Source organism: Nocardiopsis sp. M1B1 (assembly GCF_052466615.1).
In genome coordinates this window covers 628,031-640,972 of the sequence record NZ_CP196194.1, presented here as the reverse complement: position 1 = coordinate 640,972, position 12,942 = coordinate 628,031, and the positions used below count along the sequence as shown (strand labels likewise).

The window sequence follows — 12,942 nt, the reverse complement described above, 5'->3', positions numbered from 1 at the left end:
CGGGCCCGGCTCCCGGGGTACGCGACCACGCCGGGAGCGCCGAAATCAGAGGACCCCGGCGCCCGCCTCGCGCGGCACGCCGCGGACCGCGTGCACCGGCTCCACCCGCGTGGAGAACTGCGGCACCCAGGTCAGATCGGTGCCCAGCGCCTGGTCGGGGTAGGCGTCGTTGTGCTCCCGCACCAGGTCCACCTCCGTGACGCGCCCGCGGCCGTCCTCCATCACCGCGTTCCCGTGCTCCACGATGTCGGTGCCGCCCCAGTTGCCGACGATCTCCCCGGCCGCGATGCCGTCGTGCAGGTCGAACAGGTTGTTCTCCGCGTACAGGTGCGACTCGAAGCCCACGCCCAGGCTGTACTGGTACAGGTCCGTGGCCACTGTGTAGTGGTTGTTGTAGACGTGCACCTGCCCGTAGCGCACGCGGGGCGCGCGCTGGCCCAGGCTGTCGAAGTGGTTGTGGTGCCAGGTGGTGCGCAGGTACCCGCGGTCGGTGGTGCGGCCGTCGCTGTTGCCCACGAGGATGGCCTTGTCCCGGCTGTCGAAGTGGTTGTAGGACACCGTCACCAGGTCGCTGGCGCGCACGATGTCGAGCAGGCCGTCGTGCACCTCGTACCGGCGCCCGAAGTACTCCGGCAGCTCCGAGCCCGGGTTGTCGCCGTCGTCGAACGTGTTGTGGTCGATCCACACGTTCGTGGAGCCGGAGACCTCCAGGTGGTCGTACTCGGAGTTCCAGTTGCCCTCGCCGCCGTCGCCGGGGTCCCAGCCCGGGAAGCAGTCGTGCGTGTCGGACAGGGTGAGGTTGCGCAGGATGACGTTGCGCGCGCCGATCACCCGGATGCTCATCCCGGTGATCTCGGCGCCGTCCCCGGCGCCCACAATGGTCGTGTTGGAGCCGACCTCCACCCGGACGCGCTCCGCCTGGGCGGCGGACGAGGCCTCGCGGGCCTCCTCCAGCGGGCCGCTGGGGTCCTGCCAGCCCCACACCTCGGGGTCGTAGGCGGCCAGGTAGTCCTCCAGCGTGTAGCCGTCCACGGCGTAGTCCCCGCACGACAGGGGCGTGCCGTCCGGCGCCGTGTTCGCGTTGACGAGGCCCTCGACGTAGACGATCTTGGGCTCGTCGCCGCTCACCGCCTCGCGGAACTCCTGCGCCGTGGAGACGCGGAAGACGTTCTCCGGGGAGGCGTCCGCGCCCCCCGTCGTCCCGCCTCCGGCCGAGGCCCAGCCGTCGCCCTCGGGCAGGACCTGCCTGCCCAGGTCGGGTGCCGCCTGGACGGGCGCGACGGCGGTCATCACCAACACCGCGCTCAGAGGGAGTACGAGCCTGCGCATGGTTCTGCTCCTCAGGGGGGAAACTGCAAACGGTTGCATGAACATCTCCCAGGAGTCGGACCGGCGTCAACCCCTCCCACCCGGGAAAACCCCGGAAAACCAGGCACCGGGCCTGAAAGCACGCACTGGTCAACCACAACCGGTTGCCAGTAACCTCGGAACCGTTCCCCATCGAAGGAGGCCACGGGTGGCCGTGACCATCAAGGACGTCGCCCTGGCGAGCGGGGTGCACGTCTCCACCGTCTCCCGGACCTTCTCCGCCGCGCACCTGGTCAACGCCGACACCCGGACACGGGTGCTCGCCGCCGCCAGCGCCCTGGGCTACCGGCCCAACCGCGCCGCGCGCGCCCTGTCCACCCGCCGCACCGGCAACCTGGGGCTGATCGTCGCCGACATCGCCAACCCCTTCTTCCCGCCCCTGATCAAGGCCGCGCAGGCCCACGCCCGCCGCAGCGACCACCACGTGTTCGTCGCCGACACCGACGAGCAGGCCCGCGTGGAGGAGGAGCTGATCCGCTCCATGGCCACTCAGGTGGACGGCGCGCTCCTGGTCGCGCCGCGCCTGAGCAACCGCCTGATCGCCGAACTCAGCGCCGACGTGCCCTTCGTCGTGGTCAACCGCCAGCCCGCCGGGCTGCCCGCCGTCCTCATGGACGTGGCCTCGGGCGCCGAGCAGGCCGTGGACCACCTCGCCACCCTCGGCCACCGCGAGATCGCCCTGCTCACCGGTCCGCGCGCGTCGTGGACCAACCAGCGCCTGGAGCGCGCGGCGGAGGAGGCCGCCCTGCGCCGCGGCCTCGTCCTACACGGTGTGGGCCCCAACCAGCCCACCGAGGAGGGCGGCGCGGCCGCCGCCCGGCAGGTGCTGGACCTCGGCGCCACCGCCGTCCTGGCCTACAACGACCTGGTCGCCCTCGGCCTGGTCCAGAAGCTGCGGGACCTGGGCGCGTCCGTGCCCGGCGACCTCAGCGTCGTCGGCGTCGACAATACCCACACCGCCCGGCACTGCGACCTGACCAGTGTGGACATGCCCACCGCCGCGGCCGGGCGCGCCGCCATCGACCTGCTGCTGCACCGCATCAGCAGCGAGGACTCCCCCGGCACCGTCACCCTGGACACCCGCCTGGTCGTGCGCGGGTCCACCGCCGCCCCGCCCGCCTGAACACGGGGAACGCGGAGCCCCCAAGCACACAGGACCCCGGGGCGAAGCGGAGCGGAGCCCCAAAGAAACGGGGCCCCGCCGTGGCGGAGCCCCGTTCGCGGACCGGGATCAGGCGTAGGAGTGCAGACCGCTGAACATGTAGTTCACCGCGAAGAAGTTGAACAGGATGGTCGCGAAGCCCACCACGTTGATCCACGTGGCCTTGGGCCCGCGCCAGCCGCCGGTGGCCCGGGCGTGCAGGTAGGCCGCGTAGATCACCCAGGAGATGAACGACCAGACCTCCTTGGGGTCCCAGCCCCAGAAGCGGCCCCAGGCCTCGTCGGCCCAGATGGAACCGGCGATGATGCCGAAGGTCCACAGCGGGAAGGCGAAGAGGATGAACCGGTGGGAGATCCGGTCCAGCAGCTCGGGGCTGGGCAGGCGGCCCGCGATACCGGCCACCTGCTCGCCCAGCGCGCGCTTGGCCTCGGCCCGGTGCGCCACGAGGTAGGTGACGCCGGCCGCGCCGGAGACCATGAAGGCGCCGCCCGCGATGATCGTCGCGGTCACGTGGATGGGCACCCAGTACGAGTGCAGGGCGGGGATGAGCGGGCCCGGGTCCACGTACAGCCAGCGGACGCCGATGCCCAGCAGGACGAGCACCGGGACCAGCACGAACGCGCCCAGGAAGCGCGCCTGGTACCGGTAGGAGGCGAAGAGGAGGCCGCCCACCGCGACCAGGCACAGGGCCACGACGAACTCGAACATGTTGCCCCAGGGCCAGCGCCCGGCGGCCAGGCCGCGGGCGATGATCTGGGCGACGCCCATCACGAAGCCGAACGTCGTCACGCCCAGGGCGATCTTGCCCAGGACGCTCTGGGAGGCCCTGGCCTCCACCTCGGTGCTGCGGACGTTGACCTCGATGCCGTCGTCGGCGCCGGACTCGGCACCGGCGTTGACCGGCATGAGCCGACCGGCCTTGAGCTTGGTGCGGCGTCCGTAGGCGGCCTCGATGGCGAAGAGGAACAGCGCAGCCGCGTACGTGACGATCATCGCGATGATCAACGAGTCACTGACTGACGTCATCACCTCGTCCACCTGTGCGGCGAGTGTGTACGTCACCGGTCACTCCCTTGTGTCGTCGACTCTGGCGGGTCGGATGGCGGATGGGGGTCGGAGCCCGGAGCGGGGTCCGGGTCGGAGTCCGGACCGGGAGCCGGACGGCCGTCCGGTCCGGAGCCGGAGTCCCCGTCGGACAGGCTCCGGAGCCGTCCGGCGAGTTCCGTGGTGAGTTCGTGGAACTCCACGTTGTTGCCGGCCGCCTCGGTCTTGCCCAGGGCGGCCAGCTCCACGCGGGTGCGGCCGTCCCCGCCCCGGGTCGCGCGCACCCACACGCGGCGCGGGCGGACGAACAAGGTGATGATCAGCCCGGCGACGGCCAGGGAGGCCGCGGCCAGCGCGGGCAGCCGGGCGCCGTCGCGGTTCATCTGGAGGCTGACGTACTCCTTGTAGCCGGAGAAGGTGATCGACCCGGCGCCCTCGGGCAGCTCCCAGGTGTCCCCGATCTCCATCACGGGGGAGCTGCCCAGCTCCTCCATGCCGCCGGTGCGCAGCTGGTAGACCGACTGCGGGTCGACCAGCCCCAGGTCGCCCTGGTAGCCCTCCAGCGTGATCCGCGGGTTCTGGGCGCCCGGGAAGTTGGAGACCATCTCCCCCTCCGGCGTCTCCACCGCGCTGGGCAGGAACACCCCGACGAAACCGAGCTGTTCGCCCCCGGTGTCGGGCACCTTGACCACGCCGTCGGAGGTGTAGGAGGCCGTGTCCCGGTGCAGGAAGGGGACCGCCTGGTCGAAGACCACGTCGCCCTCGGCGTTGCGCACCTCGAACTCCGGTGCGTACCCGTGGCCGAGCAGGTAGACCTGCACGCCGGACACGCTCAGCGGGTGGTTGACCTCCAGCCGGTGCCGCTCCTGCGGCGCGTCGGGCGCCTCCCTGTAGGTGAGGTCGGCGACGTAGGACTCGGCCTGTCCGCGCAGACCGCCGTCCTCGATGAAGGAGGCCTCGAAGTCGTCCAGGTGGATGGAGAAGGGTTCCAGGGAGTCGGTGTCGGTCCAGTGCCCGGGGTAGATGGCGTCGTAGGAGGTCAGGGTGTTGGCGAACCCGTCGCCCTCCACCAGGAGCATGTTCCCGCGGTAGCCGAAGAAGGACCCGGCGGCCAGGGCCAGCAGCAGGCCGAGCAGGGCGAAGTGGAACAGGACGTTCCCGGCCTCGCGCAGGTAGCCGGTCTCGGTGGACAGGGAGTCGCCGTAGCGCTCGATCCGGTAGCGCCGCAGGACCTTGCGGGACTGCTCCAGCACCGTCTCGGGGTCGGCGTCGGTGGTGAACGCCGCGGCGTAGGGCATCCGGCCCAGGTTCTTGGGCGTGCGCACCGGGCGGGCCCGCACCGCGCGGGCGTGCGTCAGCGCGCGCGGAAGCACGCAGCCCGCCAGGGAGACGAACAGCAGCAGGTAGATCGCCGCGTACCAGGGCGAGGAGAACACGTCGAAGAGGTAGAACCGGTCCAGCCAGGGCGCCAGTTCGGGGTTCTCCTGGAAGTAGGCGTTGACCTCGTCGACGCTCACCACGTTCTGCGGCAGGATCGAGCCCGGGATGGCCCCGACCGCCAGCAGGAACAGCAGGATCAGGGCGGTGCGCATCGAGGTCAGGGTGCGCCAGATCCAGCGCAGCCAGCCGGCCGCGCCCAGGCCCTTGGGGCGCGGTCGTGCGCTCTCCCCGTCCTGGGCGGCGGTGCCGGTCCCTCGGTCGTTCGCGGTCGTGCTCATCAGATCACCGTCTGGAAGTCGGCGGCCCAGCCCTGCATGGCGATGGTCAGCTGTGTCCACAGGCCGGTCACCATCGCCAGGCCGACCAGGACGAGCATGGCCCCGCCGATCACGGTGACCGTGCGGGTGCGGCGCTTGAGCCAGTCGAAGGTGCCCAGCGCGCGCCGGTAGAGGAGGGAGGCCAGGACGAACGGCAGCCCGAGGCCGACGCAGTAGGCCAGGGACAGCAGCATGCCGCGTCCGGCGCCGCCCTCGACGAAGGCGAGGGTCTGCACGGCGGCCAGGGTCGGCCCGATGCAGGGGGTCCAGCCCAGGCCGAACAGGACGCCGAGCAGCGGGGCGCCCGCCAGTCCGGCGCGCGGCAGGCGGTGGAAGCGGAACTCGCGCCCGAAGCCCGGGACGACGCCCATGAAGGCCAGGCCCAGGACGACGGTCAGGACGCCGAGCACCCGTGTGATGGGGTCGGTGTAGTCCATGAGGATCTCGCCGAGCCAGCCGATGAAGCCGCCGACGGCGACGAACACCAGGGTGAACCCGGCGATGAACAGGACGCTGCCCGTGACCATGGTCCAGCGGCGGGAGGCCAGTTCGGCGTCGACGTCGGCGACGGTGGCGGTGCCGCCCCCCGCGGGCGAGGCGGTGCGCTCGCGCACCTGGGTGCCGCTCATCCCGGTCACGTAGGACAGGTAGCCGGGCACGAGCGGGAGCACGCAGGGCGAGAGGAAGGAGACCAGGCCGGCGGCCAGGGCCAGCGGGATCGCGGCCAGCAGGGAGCCGGTGAGGACGGTGGTGCCGATGGGGTCCATCAGCCCTCGCCCCCCGATCCGTCGGAGCCCTGGTCCGCCTCGGACGGCGCGTCCGAGGGCCCGGCCGAGGGGTCGGCCTCCTCCGGGGACGCCGTCTCCCCGGCCTCCTGCTCCGCGACCCGGGGGCGCTCCTCCGGGTCGCCGAAGTCGAACTCGACCACCAGCGGGTTGAGCAGCTCGGTGAGCTGGCCGTAGGTGGTCGGGCCGATGACGCGGGCGGCGATGCGGCCCTCGGGGTCGATGACGAGCGTGCTGGGGATGGAGCGCGGGGGCACGGTGTCGCGGAAGGCCTGGGGCACCGCGCCGGGCTGGTCGTACAGGCTCGGGTAGGGGACGTCCATGCTCTCCTGGTAGGAGCGCGCGGCCGTCTCGTCGTCCTTGATGTTCACGCCGAGGAAGTCCACGCCCAGGTCCGCGTACTCGGTGTGCACCTCGTCCAGGACCGGCTGCTCGGCGCGGCAGGGGCCGCACCAGCTCGCCCAGACGTTGAGGACGACGATGCCGCCCTCGTAGTCGCCGAGGGAGACCTCCTCGCCGTCGAGGGTGGTGCCGGTGACCTCGGGCGCCTCCGTGCGCTCGGAGGTCTCGAAGGTGGTGGCGCTGCCGTCTCCGGAGATGAAGCGGTTTTCCTCGTCGCTGGCCTGGATCTCGTTGCCCCCGGCGCAGCCGGTCAGGGCGAGTACGGCGGCCAGTCCGGCCGCCGCCAGGCGCGGCACGGTACGGCTTCGGCGCGTACCGGTGCTGGTGCTGGGCATCGAGGGGACCTCGCGAACGGGGTGTGAACAGGGCGGACTACAACAACGACAAAGTGTAGTAGATGCCCTGGAGCCCGTTCGGCCGCCCCGGCACAAGGGGGAACCGCGGCCGGTGGGGGTGGGGACGGCCCTGCCGCGCGCCGGGCGGCGCGCCGGGGCGGGGACGGGAAGACCCCGGTGGGGGCGGTGTCCGTCAGTCACCGCCCCCCGGGTGTGTCGGCTGACCGGGGGCCGGGGGGCGGCCCCGGTCGGCCGGGCCCTGGATCAACCAGCCTCGACGAAAGCCTCGCGGAGGTAGTCGTGCACGGCCCGCTCGGGGACCCGGTAGGAACGCCCCACGCGAATCGCGGGGAGGACTCCCGAGTGCACCATTCGGTAAACGGTCATCTTGGACACACGCATGATCGTGGCTACCTCCGCCACGGTCAGGAACCTGACCTCTTCGAGAGGCGGCTTGCTCCCGTTCATCTTTCGACGCCCTCATTCCCGGACGTGAGCATTGTCTACCCTTGGGACCGGCGTGGTGTGCGGCGGCGACCCCGGTGTGCCGACCCCAAACCACGCCAGCGTGTCACGCTGTCACTACTGACACGTCCGTTTTCAGAGTAGAGCCGAGTTCGCCTCAGCGAAAGGCCGTTGGGACTGTCTTCGGCGCTATGTGTTGATGGCGGGTCGGATGAGGTTTAACGGTGGGTATAAATGGTCTCCCCCACTCACAGGAGACCGGCCCGGGCGAGAACGTATTCGCGCAGCGGGGCGTAGTCCTCGGTCAGGTAACCGTCGTCCAAAGGCACCGTGACCAGTAGTTTCCCCTCGGCCTCGGCGAGGAAGAGGGCGGGGTCGTTGCAGTCGGCGAAGCCCATCGCGGGCACTCCCGCCTCACCGGCCGCACCCGCGAACCCGTGGTCGGCGATGACCAACTGCGGCCATGCCTCACCGCGGTCCGCGAGGTCCCCGAGGATGGCACGCATGGCGAAGGGGTGGTGGCTGTGACGGGCGAGACGACCATCCGTGACGATGGCGATGTCGTCCTCCCACACCACGATCCGCCGGTTAGGGGGACGCTCCGTGGTCACTTCGTAGGAGTAGCCGCCGCCAGCGGTGATGACCTGGCACCCGCGCTCGGCGAGGGCGTCCTTCCAGGCGCGGTAGGTCTCGCGGAGGTTGCGCGGGTGGCCGGTGGCGAACAGGACCCGTTCCCGGCGCTCGGCGGCCAGGGCCAGCCGGTCGGCGAAGGCCTCCAGGGCGTCGATGGTCAGGTCGGGGTCGATGGTGTCGATCCCCCACACGTACTCCTCGTCGGCCACCACGCCGCAGCGCTTGCTCATCAGCGCCAGGACCTCGGAGTAGGTCCAGTCGTGGGAGAAGGTGAGGCCGAACTGGTGGTAAGGGTCCTTCTGGACGAGCCGCCGGTAGTGCCGCAGGTTGTTCTGGCGCGGGGTGTCGACGTGCCCGGCGATTCCCGTGCGCACCAGATAGGTGATCAGTTCAGCGCGTGTCGGCGGCGTCACCTGGCGCTCCCCTTCCTCGTCTGCGCAGCGAGCGTGCGCCACGCTGGGCGGCCACCACGGCGCCTGCTCCTGTTCGCCCGGTATTCAACCTCTGTCCTACCCGCTTCGGACGCGACACGCGCGGCTCCTCCGGAATTCACGCCGGTCGACACCGGGGTGTTATGGGAGCCGTCCCGTGAGCCTTCCGGAGTCCCGTAAGCCCCTGTCGGCACCGAATCGGCGGCCCGGCCGCGACCACGCGGAAGGGCTGCCCCCTACAGGCTCGGGTCGATCCCGTGGCTGGGGAAGACCGCGGTCCGGGTCGCGTGGATGGCCCGGTCCACCGGGTCGCCCGGGTCGTAGCCGTCCACGAAGTGGTCGAAGACGACCTCGCGCCCGTCGGTCATGTACAGCGGCGCCAGCTCACCCGTGCGCTGGCGCACGAAGTCGCGCCAGCCCTGCGGGGTCTCGGTGTCGGGATCGACGGGGCGGCCCGCGGCCTCGCCCAGCAGGTGGGTCCAGGCGCGGGGGACGACGTGGACCAGCCCGTACCCGCCGCCGCCGAACAGCAGCCATCGGCCGCCCGCCGTCTTACGGGCCAGTTCGTGCAGCTCGGCGTAGGCGCGGCGCTGGCCGTCCACGCTCAGGGTGAGGTTGGCGAGCGGGTCCAGGGCGTGGGTGTCGCAGCCCTGCTGGGTCACCAGGATCTCGGGCTGGAACTCGTGCAGCAGCGGCGGGACGACGGCGTCGAAGGCGCGGTGCCAGCCGTTGTCGCCGGTGCCCGCGGGCAGGGCGACGTTGACCGCGTACCCCTCTGCGTCCGGGCCGCCGGTCTCGGAGGCCTGGCCGGTGCCGGGGAACAGGGTCGCCGGGGACTCGTGGAGGCTGATGGTGAGCACGCGCGGGTCGTTGTAGAAGGCGTTCTGGACGCCGTCGCCGTGGTGGACGTCCACGTCCACGTAGGCGACGCGCTTGGCCCCCTGTTCCAGCAGCCAGGCGATGGCCAGGGCGGGGTCGTTGTAGACGCAGAAGCCCCAGGCGTTGCCGCGCATGGCGTGGTGCAGGCCGCCCGCGATGTTGGCCGCGTGCGCGGTCTCCCCGCTCCACACCGCCCGCGCGGCGGCCACGGACGCGCCGGAGATGAGCGCGGCGGCGTCGTGCATGTCCTTGAAGACGGGGTTGTCGGAGGTGCCCAGCATGTGGACGTCGTCGGGCTCCAGCGTGCGGCCCGCGCGCTTGACCGCCTCGATGTAGGCGGGGTCGTGCACGAGGGACAGGAGTTCGTCCGAGGCGGGTTCGACGTCCAGGAGCCCGACCCCCGGCGCGTCCAGCACGCCGAGTTCGCGGCTGAGCGCCATGGTCAGCTCGACGCGTATCGGCGCCATCGGGTGCTGCGGACCGAAGTCGTAGGCCGTGAGTCCGTCGTCCCATGCCACCCGAAGCGAGCAGGACGTGCGCCCTCCCATGTGGTGACCCCCGTTTCAGGTGTGCGTGCTCCGAAGCACACAGTACGCACAACCGCACGCGTGGACGAACCCCGGGGTTGGCTGCCGGTCCGGCACGGGGGTCGCCCCCGTGCCGGACCGCGGGGCCCGCTACTCGGTGACGAAGTAGCAGGACTCGTACAGGTCGCCGCCGGAGAGGTCGACGGTACCGTGCAGGGGCGCCGCCCCGAAGAGCGAGTCCTTCGAGGTGAGCAGCACCCGGTACTCGCCCGGTTCGAGTTCGACGCGCATGACGTCGCCGTCGTCGAAGCAGGAGTTGCCCGCGGGCGGCGAGCTGTAGACCTCGCAGTCCTCGCACGCGGGGGTGATGATCTCCTCGTGGACGGCGTCCGGGCCGACGTAGAGGAACTGCATCTCGTACGGGGTGTTGTTGGTGATCTCCAGGACGCTCTTGTCGCTGCCGGAGCCGCCGGTGGGCTGGGGGGCGAAGTCGACCTCGCCGAGCGAGGTCATGGCGTCCATCCTCTCCTCGATGCGCCCGGCGCCGATGTGGGTGACCATCCGCTCGACCTCGTCGGTCTCGTGGTCGGGGTACTCCGCCTCCAGGAGGGCGACCATCTCGTCGGCGGTGTCGAGCGAGCCGCCGTCCACGCTCTCCCAGCCGCAGTTGAACGCGGCGTCGGGGCGCTCGGTGGCGATGCGCTCGGCGATCTCGGGGGCGGCGTCCCAGGCCAGGCCGGAGAACATGTCGATCTGGCTGAAGCCCGCGCACCAGTACTCGGCGGCGTACTCGCTGGTACCCGTCTCGTAGAGATCGGCGAGCGCGGTGGGGACCTGACCCGCGGCCTCGGTGCCCTCGTAGTCCGTGAGGATCACGGTGTAGATCTCGTGCGCCCGCAGCATGTTCCGGCGGTACAGCTCGTCGACCTCGCCGCCGAAGCTCCCCCCGGCCGAGGCCACCAGGTTGGCGGCGTAGGAGAGGTGGATGTCGGCGACCTCGCCGTCGGTGTCCTCCCAGCGGGCGGAGGGGTGCTCGAAGTAGGCGGCGTAGGAGTCCAGGGCCTGCCCGTACTCCTCGGCGGCCACGTCGGACTGGGCGCGCTCCAGGAGTGCGCAGGCCTCGGCGCCCGCGCGGGCGCGCGACATGAGCGAGGGGGAGAAGGAGAGCTGGAAGAGGTCCTCCACGCTCCCGTAGGCGGCGACGGCCTCGGAGGGGCCGCACTCGCCGCGGGCGTGGGCGGCGTCGGCGACGCGCAGCCGCCACTCCCCCGCCTGCCACACGCCGGTGAGGGTCACCAGCAGCGCGAGCGCCAATCCGGCGGCGGTGAGGAGGGGCAGCGCCCGCTTGGAGGGCTGTTCCCCCCTGCCGATCAGGCGCTCGTCGCGGGAGCGCCCCGCGAACAGGCCGTGCACGGCCGCGGCGGCGAACCAGACCAGGAGGACCGGCACCCACAGCAGGAGGTTGTCGGCGGCGCCGAGGACGGCGGCGGTGACCAGCAGGCCGAGGGTGATGACGAGCGCGGCGGCGAAGAACGGCCACTGGCGCAGGTAGACGTACCCGGCTCCCATGCCCGACGCGTTGAGCAGGGAGGTGCGCAGCGCGGACGGGGAGGAGAACAGGCCGAGCCGGGGCGGCTTCGGGGGCGGCGGCGGGCCGAACTGCCCCGGCGGCATTCCGCCGGGAGGCATTCCGCCGGGAGGGGGTCCCATCTGCGGCGGGCCTCCGGGAGGCATGCCGCCGGGGGGAGGTCCCATCGGCGGCGGTCCCATGGGAGGCGGTCCGCCCCGGGGCGTCCCACCCGGGGGCGGCGTCATGCCGGGAGGCATGCCGCCGGGAGGAGGCCCCATGGGGGGCATGCCGCCGGGAGGCATACCGCCCGGGGGCGGGCCGGGCACACCGCCCGAGTACATCCCGCCCGCGGGTGTGCCCCCGGTGGCCGCACCGCCGGTCGGCGCACCGCCGTGGAAGGCCCCTCCGGCCGGGTCGGCCCCGGTCGGGCCGCCCTGGGCGAGGTGACCCCCGGTGGGGCCGCCTCCTGTGGGATCGCTCCCCGCGGGGTTGGCGCCGGTCGGGCCGGAAGGCACGGGCCCCGGGGGCGGGAAGCCTCCGCCGGGCGGCTGGGAAGGGTCGGGCGGGGGAGGGGAAGAAGTCATGGAGGACCCTGGAATCAGGAGATGGGGGAGATCCCGCGCGTACGGGACCGAGGGGGCCGTGTACACCCTTCACCGAAGACACTACCCAGGTCCCCCGACATCGGACCCCGCGAGGCGGGCCGCTTCCGGCCATCTCCCCCGTGCGTCACACCACCGGCACCGAGCGGCGCGTCAGCTTCCGGAGAGCGCGCCGCTGCGGTCCCGGGCCGCCTCGATGGCGTCGGTGAAGGCCGTGCGCACGCCGTGCCGCTCCAGCTCGCGCAGCGCGGCGGCGGTGGTGCCGCCCGGCGAGGTGACGGCCTCGCGCAGCACGACCGGGTGCTCGCCCGAACCGTTGAGCATGGCGGCGGCGCCCGTGATGGTCTGTCCGACCAGCTTCTGCGCGGTGGCGCGCGGCATCCCCATCGCCACACCGGCCTCGATCATCGTCTCGGCGATGAAGTAGAAGTAGGCGGGGCCGCTGCCGGAGATGGCGGTGACGGTGTCCATGTGCTGCTCGCCCACGCGGATGACCTCGCCGACCGTGCCCAGCAGCGCCTCGGCGCGGTCCAGGTGGTCCTCACCGGTGTGGGCTCCGCCCGCGATCGCGGTCATCCCCTGCCCCATCAGGGCGGGCGTGTTGGGCATCGCGCGGACGACGGGGGTCCCGGAGGGCAGGTGCTCCTCCAGCACGGCGGTGGTGATCCCGGCCGCCACGGAGATCACGAGGCAGGAGGAGGACAGGCGCGGCGCCAGGTCGTCCAGCAGCGCCACCATGTCCTGGGGCTTGAGCGCGAGCAGGAGGGTGTCGGCGCGCTTGGCCGCGTCCGCGGCCGGGACCACCTCGATCCCGTAGCGGGCGCGCAGCTCCCCGGCGTGCTCCTCGCGCGGCTCGGTGACGAGGACGTCCTCCGGCGCGTGGCCCGTGGCCAGCATTCCGGCGAGCAGAGCCTCGCCCATCTTCCCGGCACCGATGATGGCGATCATGAAGGGTCCTTCCTGCGGATACCCCCACGCTAAC

Annotated in this window: 11 protein-coding genes; 1 reads left to right on the top strand and 10 read right to left on the bottom strand. The window is 72.0% G+C overall.

Features of this window, described 5'->3' with window-relative positions; all coding sequences use genetic code 11:
* Nucleotides 1-45: 45 nt before the first annotated feature.
* On the bottom strand, nucleotides 46-1,329 hold the full coding sequence (locus ACSTA4_RS02890; protein ID WP_444962330.1) for a pectate lyase family protein: 1,284 nt from the start codon (nucleotides 1,327-1,329) through the stop codon (nucleotides 46-48).
* 187 nt (nucleotides 1,330-1,516) lie between these two features.
* On the opposite strand from ACSTA4_RS02890, the gene ACSTA4_RS02885 reads away from it, so the two are divergent.
* Nucleotides 1,517-2,491 carry a LacI family DNA-binding transcriptional regulator gene (locus ACSTA4_RS02885; RefSeq protein WP_274976049.1) on the top strand — a complete coding sequence of 325 codons (975 nt, stop codon included), beginning with the start codon at nucleotides 1,517-1,519 and terminating at the stop codon, nucleotides 2,489-2,491.
* 108 nt (nucleotides 2,492-2,599) lie between these two features.
* Here ACSTA4_RS02885 and ccsB read toward each other — a convergent pair whose 3' ends face one another.
* The 9 genes from ccsB to proC all read right to left on the bottom strand — a co-directional run bounded on the left by ccsB (nucleotide 2,600) and on the right by proC (nucleotide 12,908).
* Complete coding sequence (gene ccsB, locus ACSTA4_RS02880) at nucleotides 2,600-3,592, bottom strand: c-type cytochrome biogenesis protein CcsB (RefSeq protein ID WP_248773339.1); 993 nt, start codon at nucleotides 3,590-3,592, stop codon at nucleotides 2,600-2,602.
* Nucleotides 3,589-5,292 (bottom strand): cytochrome c biogenesis protein ResB, encoded by a 1,704-nt coding sequence (gene resB / locus ACSTA4_RS02875; RefSeq protein ID WP_444962329.1) that lies wholly within the window; start codon nucleotides 5,290-5,292, stop codon nucleotides 3,589-3,591. Before resB ends, ccsB begins: the two co-directional genes overlap by 4 nt.
* On the bottom strand, nucleotides 5,292-6,098 hold the full coding sequence (locus ACSTA4_RS02870) for a cytochrome c biogenesis CcdA family protein (RefSeq protein WP_212641690.1): 807 nt from the start codon (nucleotides 6,096-6,098) through the stop codon (nucleotides 5,292-5,294). The genes resB and ACSTA4_RS02870 overlap by 1 nt, the downstream gene beginning before the upstream one ends.
* Complete coding sequence (locus ACSTA4_RS02865) at nucleotides 6,098-6,814, bottom strand: TlpA family protein disulfide reductase (RefSeq protein WP_444964082.1); 717 nt, start codon at nucleotides 6,812-6,814, stop codon at nucleotides 6,098-6,100. The genes ACSTA4_RS02870 and ACSTA4_RS02865 overlap by 1 nt, the downstream gene beginning before the upstream one ends.
* A 303-nt stretch (nucleotides 6,815-7,117) precedes the next feature.
* A complete protein-coding gene (locus ACSTA4_RS02860) occupies nucleotides 7,118-7,321 on the bottom strand; it encodes a helix-turn-helix domain-containing protein (RefSeq protein WP_013155995.1) in 204 nt (67 codons plus the stop codon).
* 245 nt (nucleotides 7,322-7,566) lie between these two features.
* Nucleotides 7,567-8,364, bottom strand: a complete 798-nt coding sequence (locus tag ACSTA4_RS02855; RefSeq protein WP_444962328.1) for a phosphatase — start codon at nucleotides 8,362-8,364, stop codon at nucleotides 7,567-7,569.
* Nucleotides 8,365-8,618: 254 nt separating this feature from the next.
* A complete protein-coding gene (locus tag ACSTA4_RS02850; protein WP_212641692.1) occupies nucleotides 8,619-9,779 on the bottom strand; it encodes an acetoin utilization protein AcuC in 1,161 nt (386 codons plus the stop codon).
* A gap of 159 nt (nucleotides 9,780-9,938) precedes the next feature.
* Nucleotides 9,939-11,498 (bottom strand): DUF1109 domain-containing protein, encoded by a 1,560-nt coding sequence (locus ACSTA4_RS02845; protein ID WP_444962327.1) that lies wholly within the window; start codon nucleotides 11,496-11,498, stop codon nucleotides 9,939-9,941.
* 615 nt (nucleotides 11,499-12,113) lie between these two features.
* Nucleotides 12,114-12,908, bottom strand: coding sequence for a pyrroline-5-carboxylate reductase (proC, locus tag ACSTA4_RS02840; RefSeq protein WP_212641694.1), 795 nt, complete (start codon nucleotides 12,906-12,908; stop codon nucleotides 12,114-12,116).
* Between the last annotated feature and the right edge of the window lie 34 nt (nucleotides 12,909-12,942).

Bases quoted from the DNA above. Each gene is read 5' to 3' on its own strand.
- ACSTA4_RS02890 (WP_444962330.1), bottom strand. From the start codon at position 1,329: ATGCGCAGGCTCGTACTCCCTCTGAGCGCGGTGTTGGTGATGACCGCC.
- resB (WP_444962329.1), bottom strand. From the start codon at position 5,292: ATGAGCACGACCGCGAACGACCGAGGGACCGGCACCGCCGCCCAGGAC.
- ACSTA4_RS02870 (WP_212641690.1), bottom strand. From the start codon at position 6,098: ATGGACCCCATCGGCACCACCGTCCTCACCGGCTCCCTGCTGGCCGCG.
- ACSTA4_RS02860 (WP_013155995.1), bottom strand. From the start codon at position 7,321: ATGAACGGGAGCAAGCCGCCTCTCGAAGAGGTCAGGTTCCTGACCGTG.
- ACSTA4_RS02845 (WP_444962327.1), bottom strand. From the start codon at position 11,498: ATGGGACCCCCTCCCGGCGGAATGCCTCCCGGCGGAATGCCGCCGGGG.
- proC (WP_212641694.1), bottom strand. From the start codon at position 12,908: ATGATCGCCATCATCGGTGCCGGGAAGATGGGCGAGGCTCTGCTCGCC.